The organism is Helicobacter pylori SA37A, from assembly GCF_000476015.1.
Classification (GTDB): Bacteria; Campylobacterota; Campylobacteria; order Campylobacterales; family Helicobacteraceae; genus Helicobacter; species Helicobacter pylori_DB.
Genome location: NZ_CBOO010000007.1, coordinates 19,321 through 42,317, shown reverse-complemented (window position 1 = coordinate 42,317; position 22,997 = coordinate 19,321). Strand labels below are relative to the sequence as shown.

General features: G+C 40.9%; 12 protein-coding genes and 1 pseudogene. 3 read left to right on the top strand and 10 right to left on the bottom strand.

Annotation, left to right across the window (positions count from 1 at the left end):
• Positions 1 to 19: 19 nt before the first annotated feature.
• Both QT76_RS04605 and QT76_RS04600 read right to left on the bottom strand, forming a co-directional pair.
• On the bottom strand, positions 20 to 1,399 hold the full coding sequence (locus tag QT76_RS04605; RefSeq protein WP_033616774.1) for an HP1184 family multidrug efflux MATE transporter: 1,380 nt from the start codon (positions 1,397 to 1,399) through the stop codon (positions 20 to 22).
• Positions 1,400 to 1,569: 170 nt separating this feature from the next.
• Positions 1,570 to 2,745 (bottom strand): sugar transporter, encoded by a 1,176-nt coding sequence (locus QT76_RS04600; RefSeq protein WP_033616772.1) that lies wholly within the window; start codon positions 2,743 to 2,745, stop codon positions 1,570 to 1,572.
• Positions 2,746 to 3,015: 270 nt separating this feature from the next.
• Here QT76_RS04600 and QT76_RS04595 point away from each other — a divergent pair, with 270 nt between their 5' ends.
• Positions 3,016 to 3,759: a carbonic anhydrase gene (locus QT76_RS04595; protein ID WP_033616771.1), complete on the top strand. Its 744-nt coding sequence runs from the start codon at positions 3,016 to 3,018 to the stop codon at positions 3,757 to 3,759.
• Positions 3,760 to 3,991: 232 nt separating this feature from the next.
• Here the strand turns inward: QT76_RS04595 and QT76_RS04590 are convergent, their stop codons facing one another.
• The 3 genes from QT76_RS04590 to hisS all read right to left on the bottom strand — a co-directional run bounded on the left by QT76_RS04590 (position 3,992) and on the right by hisS (position 7,936).
• A complete protein-coding gene (locus QT76_RS04590) occupies positions 3,992 to 5,146 on the bottom strand; it encodes a DUF874 family protein (protein WP_033616770.1) in 1,155 nt (384 codons plus the stop codon).
• A gap of 434 nt (positions 5,147 to 5,580) precedes the next feature.
• Entirely contained in the window at positions 5,581 to 6,621 is a 1,041-nt protein-coding gene (asd, locus tag QT76_RS04585) for an aspartate-semialdehyde dehydrogenase (protein WP_033616769.1), read from the bottom strand.
• Positions 6,608 to 7,936, bottom strand: a complete 1,329-nt coding sequence (gene hisS, locus QT76_RS04580) for a histidine--tRNA ligase (protein ID WP_033616768.1) — start codon at positions 7,934 to 7,936, stop codon at positions 6,608 to 6,610. The genes asd and hisS overlap by 14 nt, the downstream gene beginning before the upstream one ends.
• A 61-nt stretch (positions 7,937 to 7,997) precedes the next feature.
• Between hisS and waaF the strand changes: the two genes are divergently transcribed.
• On the top strand, positions 7,998 to 9,047 hold the full coding sequence (waaF, locus tag QT76_RS04575) for a lipopolysaccharide heptosyltransferase II (protein WP_033616767.1): 1,050 nt from the start codon (positions 7,998 to 8,000) through the stop codon (positions 9,045 to 9,047).
• Positions 9,048 to 9,192: 145 nt separating this feature from the next.
• Here the strand turns inward: waaF and QT76_RS04570 are convergent, their stop codons facing one another.
• Entirely contained in the window at positions 9,193 to 9,417 is a 225-nt protein-coding gene (locus QT76_RS04570) for a hypothetical protein (RefSeq protein ID WP_033616766.1), read from the bottom strand.
• 217 nt (positions 9,418 to 9,634) lie between these two features.
• Between QT76_RS04570 and QT76_RS04565 the strand changes: the two are divergent.
• A pseudogene (locus tag QT76_RS04565) lies at positions 9,635 to 10,625 on the top strand (aldo/keto reductase).
• Between the two features lie 559 nt (positions 10,626 to 11,184).
• On the opposite strand, the gene fusA reads toward QT76_RS04565, so the two are convergent.
• The 4 genes from fusA to QT76_RS04545 all read right to left on the bottom strand — a co-directional run bounded on the left by fusA (position 11,185) and on the right by QT76_RS04545 (position 22,926).
• On the bottom strand, positions 11,185 to 13,263 hold the full coding sequence (fusA, locus tag QT76_RS04560; protein ID WP_000101836.1) for an elongation factor G: 2,079 nt from the start codon (positions 13,261 to 13,263) through the stop codon (positions 11,185 to 11,187).
• A gap of 11 nt (positions 13,264 to 13,274) precedes the next feature.
• On the bottom strand, positions 13,275 to 13,742 hold the full coding sequence (gene rpsG, locus QT76_RS04555) for a 30S ribosomal protein S7 (protein WP_001254357.1): 468 nt from the start codon (positions 13,740 to 13,742) through the stop codon (positions 13,275 to 13,277).
• A 15-nt stretch (positions 13,743 to 13,757) separates the two neighbouring features.
• Positions 13,758 to 14,165, bottom strand: a complete 408-nt coding sequence (gene rpsL, locus QT76_RS04550) for a 30S ribosomal protein S12 (protein ID WP_001142321.1) — start codon at positions 14,163 to 14,165, stop codon at positions 13,758 to 13,760.
• A gap of 88 nt (positions 14,166 to 14,253) precedes the next feature.
• The gene (locus QT76_RS04545; protein ID WP_033616765.1) at positions 14,254 to 22,926 is read right to left on the bottom strand and encodes a DNA-directed RNA polymerase subunit beta/beta'; all 8,673 of its coding nucleotides are present in this window, start codon (positions 22,924 to 22,926) and stop codon (positions 14,254 to 14,256) included.
• Positions 22,927 to 22,997 lie beyond the last annotated feature (71 nt).

Here is a 22,997-nt window from a genome sequence, read left to right as displayed (position 1 = left end):
ATTTTACCTTATTTATTGGTTAAGTTTTCAAAGCGATAGGGTTTTTCTCTTTATAAGTGGTGAAAACCCCTTTTTTGATTTCGTAATAAGTTACCCCTAACGCTACTAAAAACGCTAAAAATTGCGCGATAGGGTAAGTTACCCAAACGCCATTAATCCCATAGAAATGACTTAGTATGGGCAGTAAAATAACCATAAACCCCAGCGTGTGCGAAAGGGTGATAATAAACGAACTTTTGGTGCGTTGGATGGATTGGAAAAACACCGCGCACAACAAAGTCATGCCTAAAAAAACATAGCCAACATAATAAATATTCATCGCTCTTTTAGTCTCTTGCATAAAAAGGGGGTCTTGTTCGCTTGGCTGCAAATAAAGCTTGATTAAAAATTCATCTAAAAAGTAATAAACGCTATAAAAAAGAATCCCCACACAAAACGCCGCTTTCAAACCAAAAACAAACACCTCTTTCACGCGCTCTAAATTTCTAGCCCCATAGCTAAAGCTCGCGATCGGTTGGATGCCTTGAGAAATCGCAAACAAAGTCGTAAAAAAGATAATCGCATTATACATAACGATCCCATACATGCTCACAAACCTTTCCCCAGCCGTGTGCATGATAGCGGTATTAAACAACAAAATCATAATAGAAGCGCTAAATTCCGCCGTGCTTTGAGGCACGCCGCTTTTAGCTGAAGAAATGACCGAAGACAAGGAAAATCGTTTGATGAAATACAACTGCCCTTTTTTGCGCCAAAAATGCTGCATTAAGACTAAAACCCCTATCGCATGCCCTATCACGGTGGCTATCGCGCTGCCTTGAACCCCCACTTCCAACACAAAAATAAACCAATAGTTGAAAAAGATATTCGCTAACGAGCCAATCAGCATCGCCACCATCGCTAAAATGGGGCGTTTGTCATTCACCACAAAAACATCCGCCAAAGGGTGCAAAACCATAAAAACCGCGCCCATTAAAATGATTTCAATGTAGCGTTTGGACATGCTCAATAAAGCGTCATTGCTCCCAAAAAAACGCGCGATATTTTCGCTAAAAGGCAATAACGCCATGCTCAAAATAAGGGCGCTTAGAGCGACAAAATAAAACACGCTGCTAAACACAAGCCTAGCCCTATGGGTTTTATTTTGACCTAAAAAATACCCCACAATACTCGCTGCCCCAAAACCAAAAAGCAATTCATACGCAATGAGTCCTGGAAAAATAGGCCATGCGATATTGACCGCAGCGATAGCTTCTTTACCCAGTTTCTTGCCCACAAACATGCCATCTATCATAGAGTAAGTGGAAAGTGAGATCATAGAAAAAGCTAAAGGGATAAAATAATAAAAAAAGAGCTTTCTTATCGAATCTTTATGCAAATCAATCTTTTTTTTGAGCATTTAAACCACACACCGCTTAAAATTTATGACAAATTTTTCTATTTTAACATAAAAAAAGAGGCAATCTGTCCGTTAGCGCAGTTGGATTCAAGCCGTATCATTAAATTTTAAAAATGGTTTTTAACGCGAAAGGGATTTTCCTTATATTAGGTTAATCCTTTTAACGCTCTTTATGTTTTTTTAAACTTTATCGTAATGAATCTAAGCCAAAACAGCGCCAACAAACCTAATGCCCCACCCACAAAGCCAATATACCCTAGCCCTAATTGGTGGATCACGATACTGCCAAACAGCGCTCCTGATCCAATCCCTACATTATAGCTCCCCGAAAAAATCGCGCTCGCGACATCTGTGGCATCCGGGGCGAGCTGCAACACCCTCATTTGCAACGCAATGGTGAGTGAAGTGATCCCTATTCCCCACAAGAAAATCTGCAAAAAGATCACCCACTCTAAGTTTTTAAACACAAAAAGCAAGAGTTGCGGGCAAATGACTAAAACCATTGCAAAAGCGATGAATTTTCTTGAATTTTTCGCGTACAAACGACCGAATAAAAAACTCCCCGCCACGCCCGCTAACCCAAAAACAAACAGCATTAGCGTCGTAATGTCAGGAGAAAATTGGCTGATTTGAATGATAAAAGGCTCAATATAACTATAAGTGGTGAAATGCCCAGAAATAACCATGATTACAAGCAAATAAATCCCCACTAAAAGCGGGCGTTTCATTAATATAGGGACACTTGCGAGCGTGCCGGCGTTTCTACTGGGTAAATGCGGGAGCAATTTCCACATAAGTAGCATTATAAGAGTCGCAACGCCCCCAATCACGCCAAAAGTGGATCGCCAATCTAGAATTTGCCCAATGATCCTCCCAAGCGGCAACCCTAAAATCATCGCTAACGAACTCCCTAACGCTAACAGCCCTAAGGCCTGTTGTTTTTTATTTCTTGGAGCGACACGAATGACTAAAGAAGCCGTGATGGACCAAAAAATAGAGTGGGCAAAAGCGATACCCATACGAGAAAGGAGTAGCACCCAAAAATCCCATGCTAACGCTGAAAGGATATGGCTGAGAATAAAAAGGGCAAAAAGAAAAAGCAATAAGCGTTTCCTTTCAATCTTAGCGCTAAGCAGCATCAAGGGCAATGAGCCAAGAGACACCACCCACGCATAAGCAGTGATCATAAGCCCCACTGTTGCGCTCTCCATTTCAAAACTTTTCGCAATATCTGATAAGAGCGCGACAGGGACAAACTCCGTGGTGTTAAAAATAAACGCCGAAAGCGAAAACACAAAAACCCGCATTAAGGCGAACTTTTGATACGATTGTTTGGTTATCATCATTTAAATCTTAAGGGGTTAAATTTTATTCCATTTGAAAACTTGAAGTATAAGACAAAAATTTTAACCGCTTGTAAATTGGGAACTGGTTAAAACAAATATTTCGCTCCATAGGTGCATTAATTCAATGGAGTTGTTACCATATAAAACAGAATTTAAAATCATTTCCAACTTTTAACCAATCTGTTTTTTGTAACTGCGGTCATTGTTGATTAAGCGCTAGAATTAATTGCTTATTAATATTTTAGAATTTTAGAATAAAGGATAATTAGAATGAAAAAAACTTTTTTGATCGCTTTAGCGTTAACCACTTCTCTTATAGGCGCTGAAAACACCAAATGGGATTATAAAAATAAAGAAAATGGCCCGCACCGCTGGGACAAATTGCACAAAGATTTTGAAGTGTGTAAAAGCGGCAAAAGCCAATCGCCCATTAACATTGAGCATTACTACCACACGCAAGATAAAACCGATTTGCAATTCAAATACGCCGCTTCCAAACCTAAAGCGGTCTTTTTCACTCATCATACTTTAAAAGCTTCGTTTGAGCCGACTAACCACATCAATTATAGAGGGCATGACTATGTGTTGGATAATGTGCATTTCCACGCCCCTATGGAGTTTTTAATCAACAATAAAACCAGGCCTTTGAGCGCGCATTTCGTGCATAAAGACGCTAAAGGGCGCTTATTAGTCTTAGCGATTGGGTTTGAAGAAGGGAAAGAAAACCCCAACCTTAACCCTATTTTAGAAGGCATTCAAAAGAAACAAGGTTTTAAGGAGGTGGCTTTAGACGCTTTCTTGCCTAAAAGCATCAATTACTACCATTTTAACGGCTCTCTCACCGCTCCCCCTTGCACAGAAGGGGTGGCATGGTTTGTCATAGAAGAGCCTTTGGAAGTTTCTGCCAAACAATTGGCTGAAATCAAAAAACGCATGAAAAACTCGCCCAACCAACGCCCCGTCCAGCCTGACTACAACACCGTGATCATTAAAAGCTCAGCTGAGACCCGCTAAAGACCCGCTAAAATGAAAACCCTCTCTTTATAAAGAGAGGGATATAAAAATCATTCTTCATGAAACACCGCATAAAAATTGCAACCGCTTGTATTTTGTAAAACGCTCAAACGCTAAAGACGATTGGGATTCCTACTAAGGAGTTTAAAAAAGGCTCTGTTCTAATTGGGTAATATAGAGTCTTTAAAATACCATAAATAAGCTAAAACGATTTTATGGTGTTTTCTTATGCCTACATCCTTTTACTATAACCATAACCCACTTTTTCTGCTTTCTTTTCAGTATTAACAGATGCTTCTATTTCTTTATTAACATCAGCAAATATTTTTTGAACGAACAAAAGGCTTTGAGAGGTTGAAAGGTGGGCTTGTGGGTCTGGTTTTAAACTCCTCATTTCAAGCATTTTAGCTTGAGCTTTAGAGCGTATTTTTAGATTTTCTTTTTGCCATTCTTCTGTAACGTTAAAATCTCTAGGATCTAGTTCTAAATAAGCGATAGAACTTGGTTTATAAAAATCCACTTGTTTAGCGATAGCTTTTTGTGAATAGGGCAGAGATTCCAGCTCTTTTTGCAAATAAGTTATAAGCTCTTGCGCTTTTGATCCTCTTTGAGAGCGGGGTTGTTTAGAGTTTGGGAGGTGTTTTGGCTGGATAGGGGTTTGATTGGTTTTTGTGGGTTTAGGGGTTTTGCATTCAGCTTCTATTTCTATAGCAATACCACCCTTAATTCCTACTTTTTTAATAAAGAATTGATTATGATTTTCTTGGCAATTTTGTTCTGCGTATTTAATGAAATCTTTCTGTGTATTAATTGTCTTTTGTTTTTCTTGTTCTGTCTTTTGTTGTTCTTGTTCTACTTTTATTTGATTGTTAGTCTCTATATTGCTTGTCTTTTGTTTTTCTTGTTCTACTTTTATTTGGTTATTAGTCTCTATATTGCTTGTCTTTTGTTTTTCTTGTTCTACTTTTATTTGGTTATTAGTCTCTATATTGCTTGTCTTTTGTTTTTCTTGTTCCAGTTCTATCCCACTCTTGTTTGCTCTATCCCTAGCATTTTCAGCTTCCTTTTGAGTTTCAGCCACTTCCTTTTTGGATTGGTCATCAGCAAAACACACATTCATAAGCATGGCTGTTATCGTTGTTACACCTATTGCTGAATTAAACCATGAGTTAGGATGCGTTTTTAAATAATCATCCGCAGTCTTAACATTCCCGCATATCCAATTGCTTTTTTTAATTTGTTTTTTTATCGAGTCTTTTATCGCCTCCCAAAAAGCAATCCCCATTATAGACACTCCCACATTCTTAAAAACTTTCTTTTCTTTTGCCGTTTTTACTAATTTCATCATCATTGTTGCAAGCATTACTAAAACCCTTATAATAGGCATTTAAATCCTTTCAAAAAAACAATCTCACTTTTCAAAATCTTATTATTGTAGTATATATAGCCATATTTAATCGCTATTAAACAATTGGTTTGAAAAATTGTGAGGGTCAATCCAATCAGATTTTTCTAATCCATTCCAACAAAACTTGATACAAGTTTTCCTTATACCTTAAACTCATACCCTTTTAAATGGAATAATAGGCAATAACTCGCTAGTTAAACATTCACTCTCTGCTTGAGTGTAAGCCTTTATCATTCCTTTTGACCTACCAAATATTAGCATTTCTCTCAATCAAGCCTTGAGAAATTCAATTACACCCTTGTTTAACATCGCAAGCCTAGTAACTTAAAGCTCTTTTTTAGAGATTGGGCTAGATTGATCCTTATCCTTAATTCAAGCGCATGCGCATTCATCTTTGTTATCTTTGAATAAACTCAAGCGTTCTTAATGTAATGCATGGCGATTTTGAGCGCGTTGGTGGCTGCCCCCACTCTTAATTGATCCGCCACGCAAAAGCCGTGCAAGGTTTTCTTATCAAACAAATCCTTCCTCAAGCGCCCTATAAAGACGCTATCCGTGTGGCTCGCTTTTAGGGGCGTGGGGTAAAGATTATAACTGGGATCATCGCAAACAACCACGCTAGGGGCGTTTTTTAAAACTTCATAGACTTCTTTGAGATCGAATTCTTTTTCAAAAGCGATACTCAAACTCTCGCTATGGCTCCTTAATACCGGCACGCGCACGCAAGTCGCGCTAATAGGGAAATCCACGCCCATGATTTTGTGGGTTTCATGCACCATTTTTAGCTCTTCTTTCGTGTAGCCATTCTCCTTAAAAACATCAATATGAGCGATCGCATTGAAAGCGATCGGGTAAGGGAAAGCCCCGGCTTGCAAGACCTGGTTTAAATCAATGGCGGGGTCTTTTTCCAAGCATTCTAAAGCGGTTTTTAACTCTCTTTTCAAGCTCTCTATCCCCTTATTCCCTGCCCCGCTTACGGCTTGATAAGTGCTAACCACCACGCTTTTTATCTTAAAATGAAGGTGCAAGGGGTTTAAGATTTGCGTCATTTGAATGGTGGAGCAATTGGGGTTAGCGATGATGTTTAAGGGAGCGTTAAAAATTTCTTTGGCGTTGATTTCAGGCACGACTAAAGGCACTTTTTTATCCAGTCTAAAAAAACTCGTGTTATCAATCACTAAAGAAGTTTTTGAAGCGCTTGTAGCGAACTCTTCGCTCACGCTCCCCCCAGCGCTAAAAAAGGCGATGTCTATTGCTTCTTTTTCAAAAACTTCATGCGTGGTTTCTAAAATTTCATGATCTTTATTGAACGCTTTGATCTTTTTACCAGCGCTTCTAGCGCTAGCGAGCGGGACAAACTTTTTAATAGGAAAAGAAGAATGTTCTAAACCCTTAATCAACTCTTGCCCTACCGCCCCACTGGCCCCGACAATAGCGACATTATAAGTCTTCATCGTTTTCTCCAATGATTTCAAGGGCTTTTAAAAAGCTCAAACAATTCAACTGCATGCCTGAATGCATGTTTTTTAAGCTTAAAGTTTCGCTTTTAAATTCTTCTTCGCCAATGATAGCCACAAACTCATGCCCCTTATGATTGGCGTAAGAAAAGGGTTTTTTGATTTTTTGGGCTTCTGGATAGACTTCGCTAAAAACACCGCTTTGCCTTAAAGACTCGGCTAAGCGGTTGGCGTAAGAAAAATATTCTTCATGCATGCAAGCGATTAGCACTTTAGCTTGGGTGGAACGCTCGTCTAATAATTGCATTTCGCTTAAAGCCACGATCAATCTATCAATCCCAATAGAAGCCCCTACCCCTTGCAAATTTTCTTTAGAAAAATTTTTAGTCAAATGATCGTAACGACCCCCTGAACACACGCTCCCTAAAGACTTCATGTCATTAAGCGTGGTTTCATACACAATCCCTGTATAATACCCTAATCCCCTAGCGATAGAAAAATCAATTTTATACAGGTTTTGAGAAATTTGCAAATCCCCTAGCCACTGGTATAGCTTTTCTAAATCCTGTATGCCCTGTTTTAGATTTTCATTATAGTCTTTCAAATAAGCAATTTTTTCAAAAAATTCCGCATGGCTTGAATCGTTTTGTTTGATTTGAATTAATTCTAAAAGCTCTTTAATGGTGTTTGAATTTAGATCGCACTCTTTTTTTAATTCTTCTTCAACCCCATTTAAGCCAATCTTTTCTAGTTTATCCACAATGCGCAGCACTTCATTCACTTGAGAAATCCCAAAATATTCGCATATCCCGTTCAAAATTTTTCTGTGGTTGATAGAGACGCAAAAATCTTCTAAATCCAAGGCTTTTAAAGAAGCGATAATCACTTGAATGATCTCAGCATCGCACACCAAGCTCTCGCTCCCTATAAAATCAAAATCGCATTGCGTAAATTCTCTATAACGCCCTTTTTGCGCCCTTTCACCCCTAAAGACATTGCCTATAGCGTAGCGTTTAAAGGGCATGCCTAGCGTTTGGTGGTGCAAAGAAACAAAGCGCGCTAATGGCACGGTCAAATCAAACCTTAACGCCACATCTCTATCCCCATGATCTTTAAAACGATAGATTTCTTTTTGAATATCACTGCTCGCATCAGGTAGTAGCGTTTCAGCGTATTCCAAATGGGGGGTTTCAATCGGCACAAAACCAAAACTTTGAAACACGACTGAAACTTTAGCGAGCAACTGGGCTTTTTGTATCGCATCTTTAGGCAAGCGGTCTTTAAACCCGCTCAACACTTTAGGGGTAATCATTCCATTTCCTTGTATTTGTATGTTAAAATTTTAGCTTAAAATCTTTAAAAAAGGGCTATTGATGAGCATGATCACACCCAAACGCATGCGTATTTTATTGCGTTTGCCTAATTGGTTAGGCGATGGGGTGATGGCAAGCTCGCTTTTTTACACCCTTAAAAACCACTACCCTAACGCGCGTTTTGTCTTGGTGGGCCCACAAATCACTTGCGAACTTTTCCAAAAAGATGAGAAAATAGAAGCCGTTTTCATAGATGACACCAAAAAATCCTTTTTCAGGCTGCTAGCCACTTACAAACTCGCTCAAAAAATAGGGCGTTGCGATATGGCGATCGCTTTAAACAACCATTTTTATTCCGCTTTTTTGCTCTATGCAACAAAAACGCCCGTTCGCATCGGTTTTGCTCAATTTTTTCGCTCTTTTTTCCTAAGCCATGCGATAACTGCTGCCCCCAAAGAGTATCATCAAGTGGAAAAATATTGCTTTTTGTTTTCGCAATTTTTAAAAAAAGAATTGGATCAAAAAAGCGTTTTACCCTTAAAACTGGCCTTTAACCTCCCCGCTCACACCCCAAACACCCCTAAAAAAATCGGCTTTAACCCTAGTGCAAGCTACGGGAGCGCTAAAAGATGGCCAGCTTCTTATTACGCTGAAGCCGCTGCTGTTTTGTTAGAAAAAGGGCATGAAATTTATTTTTTTGGGGCTAAAGAAGACGCTATCGTTTCTGAAGAAATTTTAAAATCCGTTAAAGGTTTGTTGAAAAACCCCTTATTATTTCATAACGCTTATAATCTGTGCGGGAAAACCAGCATTGAAGAATTGATAGAGTGCATCGCTACTTTAGATTTATTCATCACTAACGATAGCGGTCCTATGCATGTGGCTGCTAGCGTGCAAACCCCCTTAATCGCTCTTTTTGGTCCCACTGATGAAAAAGAGACTAGCCCTTATAAAGCCCAAAAAGCCATTGTATTAAACCACCATTTAAGCTGTTCGCCTTGCAAGAAACGAGTCTGCCCCTTAAAGAATGAAAAAAACCATTTGTGCATGAAATCCATCACGCCCCTTGAAGTTATTCAAGCCGCTCACACTCTTTTAGAAGAGCCTTAACGCCCTTTATGTGCTTTTTAAAAAACACAGCTATATTTATTGAAAAAATTGAAAAATCTGCATGCGAAAATTTAAAGAGTGGTAAAAAGTGATAGGATAATATCCAAAAAAGCGTTTTTAAAAACGCTTTTTTGAGTCAAAGCCATTAGGCCACTGAGTTTTTAGGTTTTTTAGCGTCTTTTTTATCTTTGTGAGCCACGACTAATTCTGTGCTAAATTTAGGTTTTTTAGCGTCTTTTTTATCTTTGTGAGCCACGACTAATTCTGTGCTAAATTTAGGTTTTTTGGCGTCTTTTTTGTCGTTTTGAGCGTATGCAGAACTCACTGCCAAAACTGATAATAAAACACCTGTCAAGATTTGCTTTTTCATACGAAAACTCCTTGTGATGATCTTAAAAGCGAGAGAATTATATTTCTCAAAAGTAAACGAATAGAAACCAATCAAATTTTTGATTGGTTTGGTGGTTTTGCTGCCTTAAAAAAGCTACAATACAAAAAACTTGATAAATTATCTTTGGTTTTAGAAAGTTTGACAAAAATTAAGATTGCTGTTATACTAAAAAACAATATGAAATCAAGGAGTTTGTATGCAACAGCGTCATTTAGGCCCTTTAAAAGTGAGCACATTAGCTCTAGGGTGCATGGGTATGACTTATGGGTATGGGGAAGTCCATGATAAAAAGCAGATGGTTAAACTTATCCATAAGGCTTTGGAATTGGGTATTAACTTTTTTGACACTGCAGAGGCTTATGGGGAAGATAATGAAAAGCTTTTAGGCGAAGCGATCAAGCCTTTTAAAGACAAGGTTGTGGTAGCGAGCAAGTTTGGGATTTACTACGCAGATCCTAATGACAAATACGCAACCATGTTTTTAGACTCCAGTCCTAACCGCATTAAGAGTGCCATTGAAGGGAGTTTGAAACGCTTAAAAGTAGAATGCATTGATTTATACTACCAACACCGCGTTGGATACTAACACGCCCATAGAAGAAGTGGCAGAAGTTATGCAAGCTCTTATTAAAGAAGGAAAAATTAAAGCTTGGGGGATGAGTGAGGCAGGGTTATCTAGCATCCAAAAAGCCCATCAAATTTGCCCTTTAAGCGCGTTGCAGAGCGAATATTCCTTGTGGTGGCACGAACCTGAAAAAGAGATTTTAGGTTTTTTAGAAAAAGAAAAAATTGGCTTTGTCGCTTTTTCGCCTTTGGGTAAGGGGTTTTTAGGTGCGAAATTTGAAAAAAATGCCACTTTCGCTAGTGGGGATTTTAGAAGCGTTTGTCCTAGGTTTAATCAAGAAAATCTAGCCAAAAATTACGCCTTGGTGGAATTAATCCAAGATCATGCACACGCTAAAGGCATTACACCAGCCCAACTGGCTCTCTCATGGATTTTGCACACGCAAAAAATCATTGTCCCTCTCTTTGGCACCACCAAAGAATCTAGGCTCATAGAAAATATAGGGGCTTTGCAGGTTTCTTGGAGTCAAAAAGAATTGGAGATTTTCCAAAAAGAATTGACTGCAATCAAAATAGAAGGGGCCCGCTACCCTGAAAGAATCAATAAAATGGTGAATCAATAAAAGTATTGGGTATTTATAATTGCATTGGCTCTTTTAAAAGAGATGCATTGGCTCTTTTAAAAGAGATTGAGCGTTATTTTCTGTTTGTCAGTGTGTTTTTATCCCCCTAACAAACTTTTTAAGGCATTTTAGCAAGGCTTTGTTTTAATAAAAAATTGATTATAAAAATTTGAAAAATACCAAAAAGCGTTTTTTAAGATTGAATACAAAAGAGCTTGTTATTAGTCAAGCGGAATTTCTTGTAAGGCGGTCTATGAATTAGGGGATTTTTAAAGAGCATTGCTACAAAACACCCCCTAACCCCTTAAGAAAACGAATTCCACCATGAAATAAAATCTAAAACGATTAAACAAAGTAACCAAAACCCCATTTTTTAAAAAATTAAAAAATTTTAGTTACTCCTATTTGACAAGAATAGAGTCAAAAAATAATTTTATAGCAAACTAAAAAAGGTCATTAAAAGAGATAAAAACACTCAAGAAGTCTTTTTAAATCCAAAAGAAAAAAGTTTAAATAGTGCCTATAACACCCCCTAAAATAAGAGAGCGTTATAATCAAATCAGCCTTTGCGCTTTTCTACAATTTCCTTAGCGATATTGCTAGGCACTTCGCCATAATGATCAAACTCCATAGAGTAAGTCCCACGCCCTTGAGTGGCTGATCGTAAATCCGTAGAATAACCAAACATTTCCACCAACGGCACAAAAGCGTTCACGATTTTCAAACCTAATCGGTCGTCCATAGAATTGATTTGCCCTCTTCTTCTATTCAAATCGCCAATCACATCGCCCATGTATTCTTCAGGGACTTCCACTTCCACTTTCATCATAGGCTCTAGTAAAACCGGGTTAGCCGCGCGACTCGCTTCTTTAAACGCCATAGAGCCAGCGATTTTAAACGCCATTTCTGAAGAATCCACATCATGGTAGCTCCCATCATAAAGGGTAACCTTAAAATCCACCACCGGATAGCCTGCCAAAACGCCATTTTGCATCGCTTCTTGGATACCTTTATCCACCGCAGGGATATATTCTTTAGGGATCACGCCCCCAGAAATTTCATTCACAAATTCATACCCACTGCCAGGCTCTTTAGGCTCAAGCTTGATAAACACATGCCCGTATTGCCCACGACCACCGCTTTGCTTAGCGTATTTATGTTCTTTGCTTACGCTGGAACGGATAGTCTCTCTAAAAGCGACTTGCGGCTGACCGATTTCAGCTTCCACCTTAAATTCTCTCTTCAATCTATCCACGATGATTTCTAGGTGCAATTCACCCATGCCACCGATGAGGGTTTGCCCGGTTTCTTCTTGAGTCATCACCCTAAAACTTGGATCTTCTTCAGCGAGCTTGCCTAACGCCACGCCCATTTTTTCTTGGTCTGCTTTCGTTTTAGGCTCCACAGCGATATGAATGACTGGCTCAGGAAATTCCATCCTCTCTAAAACGACCGCATTCTTTTCATCGCAAAGCGTGTCCCCAGTTAGCGTGTCTTTTAAGCCCACAAACGCGCAAATCTCACCCGCATAAACTTCTTTAATGTCTTCCCTCTTATTGGAGTGCATTTTAAGCAGTCTTCCCACGCGCTCTTTTTTGTCTTTGGTGGAGTTATACACATAGCTACCGGACTCTAGCTTGCCACGATACACGCGCACAAAAGTGAGTTGGCCCACAAAAGGATCCGTCATGATTTTAAACGCCAAACCGGCAAACTCGCCATCATCGCTGGATTTCACAAAAACTTCTTCTTCGGTTTTTGGATCAATCCCCTTAATATCCACAACCTCTGTGGGCGCTGGCAAGTAATCAATGACCGCATCCAATAAAGTCTGCACGCCTTTATTTTTAAAAGAAGAACCACAAAGCATAGGGATAAGGCTCATGTTCAAACAACCTGTTTTAATGCCTTTTTTGATTTCTTCAACGCTTAATTCCTCACCGCCCAAATACTTTTCCATTAAGGCTTCATCTTGCTCGGCTACGGCTTCTACAAGCTTTTCTCGGTATTGTTTAGCCTTTTCTAACAAATCGCTAGGGATTTCTTCCACATCGTATTTGGCTCCCATGGTTTCATTATTCCAAACGATCGCTTTCATTTGGACTAAATCAATCACGCCAATGAAAGTGTCTTCAGCCCCAATAGGGATATTAATAGGCACAGGATTAGCTTTCAAGCGAAGCTTAATCTGGTTTTCTACATTATAGAAATTCGCCCCAATCCTATCCATTTTATTGACAAAAACAATCCTAGGCACGCCGTATTTATTCGCTTGACGCCACACGGTCTCGCTTTGAGGCTGCACGCCCCCAACCGAGCAAAACACCGAAACCGCGCCATCTAGCACGCGCATGGATCGTTCCACTTCAATAGTGAAATCCACATGCCCTGGAGTGTCAATCAAATTGATTTGGTGATCCTTCCAAAAGCAAGTCGTTGCCGCAGAAGTGATAGTGATCCCTCTTTCTTTTTCTTGCTCCATCCAATCCATTGTCGCCGCACCGTCATGCACTTCGCCAATCTTATGGCTCACGCCTGTATAGAATAAAATCCTTTCGGAAGTGGTGGTTTTCCCAGCATCAATGTGAGCGGCGATACCGATATTCCTGATCCTGTTTAATGGGGTTTTTCTAGCCATTCTAACTCCAATTACCAGCGGTAGTGCGCAAACGCTTTATTCGCTTCTGCCATTTTATGCACATCTTCTTTTTTCTTAAAAGCCGCGCCTTTATCGCTAGCCGCATCCATAAGCTCGTTAGCCAATCTATCCACCATCATTCTTTCATTGCGTTTTCTGGTCGCTTCTAAAATCCAACGGATAGATAGCGACTGCTGGCGGCTCGCCCTCACTTCTACCGGCACTTGATAGGTAGCCCCACCCACTCTTCTGCTGCGCACTTCCACTAAAGGACGCACTCTTTCTAGGGCTTTTTCAAACACTTCAATCCCTTTTTCACCGCTTTTTTCTTCAATCTTATTAAAAGCTTTGTAGATGATTTTTTCCGCTACGCTTTTCTTGCCGTCGAACATCATCTTATTGATAAACTTAGTAACCACTTTGTTCCCATAAACAGGATCGCCCAAAACCTCCCTAACGGGTGCTTTTCTTCTTCTCATGTTTTTGTTTTCCTCTTATTTTTTCTTGTTGTCTGTTGCTTTCTTGTCGGTCGCTTTAGCTTTTTTAGTCCCGTATTTAGAGCGTGAAACCGTTCTTTTATTGACCCCTGCAGTGTCTAAAGCACCACGAACGATGTGGTATTTCACACCGGGTAAATCCTTAACCCTACCCCCACGCACTAACACAATGGAGTGTTCTTGCAAGTTATGCCCTTCACCAGGGATATAACTGATCACTTCAAATTTACTGGTCAAACGGACCTTAGCGACCTTTCTTAAAGCCGAGTTAGGCTTTTTAGGGGTAGTCGTATAAACCCTAGTACAAACCCCTCTTCTTTGAGGGCATTCCACTAATGCAGGCGATTTGGTTTTTTTAACCACCTTTTTCCTTTCTTTTCTAATCAACTGATTGATAGTAGGCACTATTTTTCCTTATTCTAAAAATTTAAAACTAAAAGTTCCCCCATTTTACCCTAATTTTTCTTTTAAAAATCTTAACCGATTTCTTATATCAAAATTTAGAGTTATCCTCAAGCGCTCTTAACACGATTTTTTTATTCTTATACATGCCCGTTCCCACAGGGATCATCCTTCCTAACACCACATTTTCTTTCAAGTCTTCTAAAAAGTCTTTTTTCATAGCGATACTGGCTTCTGTTAAAACTTTAGTCGTTTCTTGAAAAGAGGCCGCTGAAATGATGCTATCGCTCCCAATAGCCGCTCTGGTGATCCCTAAAAGCACCGGTTCAGCAATCGCTGGCTCGCCTTTTAAAGCGATCACACGAGCGTTTTCTTCTTTGAAGAGTTTTTTACTGACTAAATCCCCTTCAATAAACTTGCTATCCCCGCTGTCTAAAATGCGCACTTGCCTTAGCATTTGAGAGACAATGATTTCAATGTGCTTGTCGGCAATGCTTACCCCCTGCCTGCGATACACTTGCTGGACTTCGCTCACAATGTATTTATAAAGCTCTTTTTCGCCACTGATCCTTAAAATATCATGGCTTGAAATTACTCCATCCGTCATCGCCTCTCCTGCATGCACAAATTCATCGGCATGCACTAAAATTTGCTTGCCTTTATCCACAAAATAATCCATGGAACGGCCATCTTTAGAAGTTACGATGATGTGTTCTTTATTGCGAATGGGTTTGCCAAAACTCACAATCCCATCAACTTCAGAAAGGATCGCCACATCTTTAGGCTTGGGTTTTCTCGCTTCAAAGAGTTCAGAAACCCTTGGGAGACCCCCGGTAATATCTCTAGATTTAACGGTCGCTTTAGGGATTTTCGCTAACACTTCAGCCTGCTCCACGCTAGAGCCATCGCTAATGGCGATAGAAGTTTTTGGCTCTAGGAAATAACGCACCTCTTCGCCATTAGCCCCCTCTAAAAACAAGCTTGGTTTGTATCCGCTTGGAATGTAATCATTCACCACTAGGCTTGTGATACCGGTATTTTCGTCTTCTTTTTCAGCGACCGTAACCCCTGCGATAATATCCACAAAACTCACCTTGCCCTTAAAGTCCGCAATGATAGGGGTGTTGTAAGGATCCCATGTGGCAATCGTTTTGAAAGTGTTAGTCGTGGGTTTAGAAATAAGGCTATTAGCGCTCACTTCACTATTATCATCAATCAAGATCTCAGAACCCCTAGCGATATAATGGCGAGCGGCTTCCCTACCATTATCATCAGCTACCACCGCAAACAAGCCTTTTTCGCTCACCATATCGCCCTTTTTAATCCCATGGGTGCGCTCTAAATGGTTAGCCTCTAAAACATAGTATTTGATCACGCCTTTTTCTTTTGCATACACATCTTGCGCGATAGGGTCATTATCCTTGACTAGCAATTCGCTCGCGTAAGGGATGCGATTAGGCACATTCCAGCCCTCTTGGATAATATCAGCGATACTTCCTCCCTTATGCACCTTATGCCCACTAGCATAAGGCAAATACACTTTCCCCTCAATCTTACCGCCAACGCCGGCTAATTCGCTCGGCTTGACAATATCGCTTCTTCTTAAAACGAACTTAGCTTCTTGATCGCCATTTTTCACGCTCACAACGACTTCTTCATAGACCGTTTCAATGCGTAATTCCCCATCAAAAGGCGCTTTAATCTTAGGCTCTACCACTAAAATAGAAGCGTTACGGCGGTTAGCGATAATGTTTTTACCCTCTTTATTCGTGTAAGTCCTAAGATTATAAAAACGCACAAAACCTTCTTTGCTCGCTACGATTTCGCGCTCATCCTGACTCCTGCTCGCTGTCCCGCCCACATGGAAAGTCCTTAAAGTGAGTTGCGTTCCAGGCTCCCCGATAGATTGCGCGGCTACCACGCCCACCGCTTCACCCGGATAGCTCATCTTGCCTTCGCCTAAATTCAAGCCATAGCATTTCGCGCACACGCCCTTTGGTGCTTTACAAGTTACTGGGGTGCGGATCGTAATGGATTTAATCCCGGCTTCAACCACCTTTTTAGCGCCCTCTTCATCAATCAAAGTGTCTGCATAAAGCAAGATTTCATTCGTAATGGGATCGATCACATCTTCTAATAAAACGCGCCCAAAAATACGCTCTTCTAAAGGTTCAATCAGCTCACTCCCCACCGCAATATCCGTGATTTCAATCCCTTCATGCGTGCCGCAATCATCAGACACCACCTTGACATTTTGCGAAACATCAATGAGTTTTCTTGTCAAATACCCCGCATTGGCGGTTTTTAGCGCTGTATCCGCTAAGCCCTTTCTAGCACCATGCGTGGAGTTAAAGTATTCTAAGACATTCAACCCCTCTTTAAAGTTAGAAATAATGGGCGTTTCAATGATACTGCCGTCCGGCTTTGTCATAAGACCCCTCATCGCTGAAAGCTGACGGATTTGCGCCGCGCTACCCCTTGCGCCGCTATCTGCCATCATATAAATAGAGTTAAAGCCCTCTTTATCTTTTGCGATAGCGCTCATCATTTCCTTACTCATTCTGTCATTGACTTCAGTCCAAGTGTCAATGATTTTATTGTAACGCTCTTGGTCAGTAAGCAACCCTTGATCGTATTGTTGCTGGATTTTTTTAACCTCTACTTTGGCTTTTTCCACCATTTTTTGCTTGTCTTTTGGCGTGATAATATCTTCCATAGAGATAGAAATACCAGCCTTAGTCGCATACCTAAAGCCAAGCGTTTTTAAATTATCCAAAAAGGTTGCAGTAATACCGATACCGCCGACTTTATGCACATAATCCACAAGCACGCCAATATCTTTTTTCTTCATGGGTCTGTTCCACAAATCCGTAGGGATAAAATCAGGCAAAATGGACTTAATGATCATGCGTCCTGCGCTCGTAGCGATAATATTCCCTTGATCTAAAACCCTAATCTTTGCGTGGATGTCTAATTCTTTCGTGTCAATAGCGGTGATGATTTCATTCACGCTAGAGAAAAGCTTATGTTCGCCCTTGACCCCGCTCTTTTCTAAAGAAAGATAATAAAGCCCTAAAACCATATCCTGGCTAGGAATGGCTACGGCTTTACCGCTAGCGGGTAAAAGGATATTCATAGAGCTTAGCATAAGCACCTTGCATTCAGCGATCGCTTCCTGGCTTAAAGGCACATGCACCGCCATTTGATCCCCGTCAAAATCGGCGTTGAACGCTGAACACACTAACGGGTGCAATTGGATCGCTTTACCATCAATAAGCTTTGGATGGAACGCTTGAATGGATTGCTTGTGCAAGGTAGGAGCGCGGTTGAGTAGCACCGGATACCCCTCTGTGATTTCTTGCAAGCACTCCCACACTTCATTGCTTTTTTGTTCAATCATGCGTTTAGCTTGTTTGAGCGTGGTGGCATAGCCTCTTTCTTCAAGCTTGGATAACAAATGCGGTTTGAAGAGTTCCAACGCCATGTTTTTAGGCAACCCGCATTCATCCATTTTAAGATTGGGCCCAACGACAATCACGCTCCTGCCTGAAAAATCCACGCGCTTACCTAAAAGGTTTTGCCTGAAACGCCCTTGCTTGCCTTTAATGATCTCGCTGAGCGATTTTAAAGGGCGCTTGTTAGCTCCTTTAACCGCATTGGTGCTGCGGCCGTTATCAAAAAGCACATCCACCGCCTCTTGTAGCATCCTTTTTTCATTGCGCACAATGATTTCTGGCGCCCCAAGCTCCATCAAGCGTTTCAAGCGTTGGTTGCGATTGATGACACGACGATACAATTCATTCACATCGCTGACTGCAAATTTCCCCCCATCTAGAGCGACTAACGGCCTTAAATCCGGTGGCAATACCGGTAAAACCGTGAGCATCATCCATTCAGGCCTGTTACCAGAATTTAAAAAGCTTTCTACCACCTTCAAACGCTTGATGAGTTTTTTCTTTTTGGCGTCTGAATTAGTGTCTTTCACTTCTTCTTTCAAACTTTGCAATAAAGCGATCAAATCAATTTCTTCTAATAAATCCTTGATCGCTTCGCCGCCCATTTGCGCTACAAAGCCCCTGTCTTCGTATCTTCGTGAGATATTTTGATACTGCTCTTCGTTCAAAATATCATACTTCATTACAAGTTTAGTGCCTTCATTGTCATAAGCGGCTTCGCCTGGCTCTTTAACGATATAAGATTCATAATAAAGCACGCGCTCCAAGTCTTTCATTTTAACGCCTAAAAGCGTGCCGATACGGCTAGGCAAGGAATTGACATACCAGATATGCGCTACAGGAGTGGCCAATTCAATATGCCCCATTCTAAAACGCCTGACTTTAGAGTGCGTGATCGCTACGCCGCATTTTTCGCATGTGCCAATATCTTTGAAGCGAGGCTTTTTGTATTTACCGCACAAGCATTCATAATCTTTAGTAGGACCAAAGATTTTCATGCAAAACAAGCCGTCTCGTTCGGGTTTTAGGGTGCGATAATTGATCGTTTCTGGCTTTTTCACTTCCCCATAGCTCCACGAATGGATTTTTTCAGGGCTGGCTAGAGTGAGCTGGAAAGCGCTAAAGTCTTTGGGTCTGTCATCTTCTTTAATGACAATGGGTTTAGGCATCCCGTCTTCATCCATTTCATCTCCAAAGATATTAATGTCTAAAGCGAGCGATTGCAATTCTTTAGTCAAAACATAGAAAGTCTCAGGGATTTCGCTCTCGCCCACTTGCTCACCTTTAGCGATAGCCCTATAAGCGTTCTCTCTGCCTCTAATATCATCGGATTTAATGGTAAGCATTTCTTTTAGAGTATGTGCTGCGCCATAAGCTTCCAAGGCCCATACTTCCATTTCCCCAAACCTTTGACCCCCAAAGAGCGCTTTACCCCCAACAGGTTGGTGCGTTACTAGGCTATAAGGGCCTGTGCTTCTGGCATGGACTTTTTCATCCACTAAATGGTGGAGCTTGATCATATACATATAGCCCACATTCACGCGCTCTCTCATTTTCTCGCCTGTGCGCCCGTCATACAGATCCATTTTGCCATCCATGGCGATCTTGGCTAATTCAAACAGCTTGTAAAATTTTTCTTGCGAGATGCCTTCAAACACAGGGATAGCCATCTTAACGCCCTTGCTCCAATCTTTAGCGTATTCCAAAAGTTCTTCATCAGAGCAACTCTCAAGCACATGGATTGTCAAGGGGTCTTTTTCATTAATGGCGTTAGCGATTTCTAGCATTTTAGCGCGCAATTCTTTGGCAAAATCTTTGGTTTTATCCTCTAGCATGTTAGCGATTTGTTTCCCAAATTCTTTCCCCACTAAGCCTAAATGCATTTCTAAAATCTGCCCGATGTTCATGCGGCTTGGCACGCCTAAAGGGTTTAAGACAATATCCACAGGCTCGCCATCAGCGGTATAAGGCATATCCGCAACCGGCACGATATTAGACACAATCCCTTTATTCCCATGCCTTCCTGCCATTTTATCGCCCACTTTAAGCTTTCGTTTTGTAGCGATATAAAGCTTGACTTTTTTGATCACGCCATTAGGCAAAATATCGTCTTTTTCTAAAATAGAGAGCTTTTCTTCATGCTCTTCACCCAAAACTTTCTTTTGCTCTAAGAAATTATTTTTAGTGATTTCATAGTGGTTTTGCACTTCTTTAGAATACTTTTTCGCCAAACTAGCCAAAGTGAAGCGGTTGATTGAAGCGATTTCTTCTTTAGGGATTTGATCGCCTTCTTTATAATCCTTGCCGTTATGGCTGAAAGGCTCTTCTAAAATCGCTTGAGAAAGGAGCGAACTGACGCGCAACAATTCTTCTCTATTGAGCATGGTCAAGCGGTCAAAATGCTCCATATCAAGCTTGGCTTTTTCTTCTTCATACGCGCTCAAAACCCGCGCGTCTTTCTCATAGCCTTTTTTAGTGAAGACTTTCACATCAATCACCGTGCCTTCCAAACTGGGGGGACAATACAAACTCTTATTGACCACATGCCCGGCTTTATCCCCAAAAATAGCCCTTAAAAGCCGCTCTTCAGGCGTGCTTTTAATCTCGCCTTTAGGAGAAGTCTTGCCCACTAAAATCATGCCAGCGCTCACATAAGTGCCGACTTTAACGATCCCGCTTTCATCAAGATGCGCGAGTGCTTCTTCTTTCACATCAGGAATATCAGCGGTAAATTCTTCCGCGCCATGCTTAAGCTCCCTAGCGTCCACTTCTTTTTCATAAATGTGGGTGGAAGTGAAAACATCATCTTTAGTGATGCGCTCACTCACCACGATCGCGTCTTCAAAATTGTAGCCATTCCAAGGCATGAACGCCACGCGCACATTTTTCCCTAACGCCAACTCGCCTCTATCCATGCTAGGGCCATCAGCGATGATTTGCCCGGCTTCCACTTTATCGCCCACTTTAACGATAGGGACTTGATTGAAACTGGTGTTTTGGTTGGTGCGCAAGTTTTTTTGCAAAGAATACGCATCAATATAGGCTTCTTCTTTGCCTTCGCCTAAAATATAAATGTTTTTAGAATCAATTTTTTCTACAACGCCTGCGCGATTAGCCTTGATCGCTCCCCAAGAATCCCTAGCGATAATTTTTTCAATCCCCGTGCCTACAATGGGAGCGTCGCTTCTTAACAAAGGCACGGCTTGGCGCTGCATGTTAGTCCCCATTAAGGCGCGGTTGGCGTCATCATGCTCTAAGAAAGGAATGAGCGATGCGGCGACCCCTACTAGCATGCTAGAGCTTAAATCCATTAAGGTAACTTTGCTTTTTTCGTTTAAAACGATTTCGCCTTCCACGCGCGTTTCAATCAAATCGCCCAAAATATTACCCTCTTCATCAATGGGGGTGCTTGCGGGAGCGATGATGTGGCTGTCTTCTTGAATAGCGGTCAAATAAATCGTCTCGCCCACCACTTTGCCATCCACAACCTTTTTATAAGGGGCTTCAATAAATCCTAAATCATTCACTCTTGTGAAAGTGGAAAGGGTGTTGATCAGACCGATATTTTGACCTTCTGGGGTTTCAATGGGACAAATTCGGCCATAATGCGTGGGGTGCACATCCCTGGCTTCAAACCCCACCCTATCTTTCACCAATCCCCCTTCACCGAGTGCTGAAAGGCGTCGTTTGTGCGTAACCTCACTCAAGGGGTTAGTTTGATCCATAAATTGCGAGAGCTGACCGCCCATGAAAAATTCCATGATGGTGCTGGTGATCATTTTAGAATTAACCAAGTCATGGGGCATGAGCGAATCAAAAGCCCCACTCATGGTAGTGAGCTTGTCTTTAATGGTCTTTTGCATTTTCACCAAGCCTGAATGCAATTCATTGGCTAGTAATTCCCCTACCGCTCTGATCCTACGATTGCCCAAGTGATCCCTATCATCAATCTTGCCCTGATTGTTTTTGATTTTCATGAGGTATTTAACGGTGGTGATAATATCTTCATGCGTTAAAGTCGTAATGTAATCAGGCACATGCAAGCCTAACTTGTGATTCATTTTCATGCGCCCCACCATGGTCAAATCATAGCGTTCAGGGTCAAAGAAAAGTTTTTTGACAAACTGCTTAGCCACTTCAGTCGTAACAGGATCGCCTGGTTTCATAACCTTATGGATACGAATCGCTGCTAGAGCGTTTTCATCATCAATTTTTTCCGTTTGCTTGAGCAATTTCAAAGACTCATAATCGGCCAAAAAAGAATGGATAATGGAAGCGTCATGCCCTAACGCTAGATCGTTGATGATCACAAATTCTTGCACGCCTAAATCGTGGATTTTTTCTAATTTGTTTTTATCTAGCTGAGTGAGCATGTCCAATAAGACTTCTTTCCCCACCATAACAGGCTCAGCTAAATGACGATTGAGTAAAATATCCATAGGGTATTCCACCCATTCTAGATGGTTTTCTTTAAGCTCTTTAATCTTTCTTGAAGTGAGCTTTTTTCCTGCTAAAAGAATAACCTTGCCTTGAGGATCTTTCAAGTCAAATTCCATTCTTTGATTGGCGTCTAATGAAGCAAATGGGATCAAATATTTATCGTTTTCATAACGCACTTTCACAAGCGGGTAGAACATTTTAATAATGTCTTGTTTTTGATAATCCATTGCCCTGAATAAAATAGTAACAGGCACTTTACGGCGTTTGTTGATACGAGCGTATAAAACATCTTTAGAATCGTATTCAAAATACAGCCACGAACCCCTATCAGGGATGATTTGCCCTGTGTAAATGAGCTTGTTTAAAGAAGTGCTGGATTCTTCTTCTTTGAAAATCACACCGGGGCTTCTGTGGAGTTGATTGACCACCACGCGCTCCACCCCATTAATGATAAACGAAGTGCGTTCTGTCATTAAAGGGATCTCACGAATGAAAATGCTTTGCTCTTTAATATCCTTAATGCCGTTCTTTTCGCCACTTTTGGTGTCTTTTTCCCACAAAATCAAGCGCACTTTAATTTTGAGCGGGATAGAATAGGTAATGCCTCTCTCCATCGCCTCTCTAACGGTGTATTTAGACTTGCCAAATTCGCAACCCGCGTATTCTAAAGTGATGCGGTTATGCTCATCTTGGATAGGGAAAATGGATTTAAAAACCTTTTCAATCCCACTCTCTTTACCATCTTTAGAATACAAGAAAGAATCGTAGCTGTCTCGTTGCAATAATAATAAATTAGGAACTTCTAAATCTGTTGGGGTTTTTGTAAAATCAGCTCTCAAGCGGTTTTTTAGGGGAATTTTTTTTGACATATTTCAAGCCTTTGATCAAAAATTTTGAGTTATTAATGCATTAATTCAAGTAAGCATTGCAAAAGGATCTT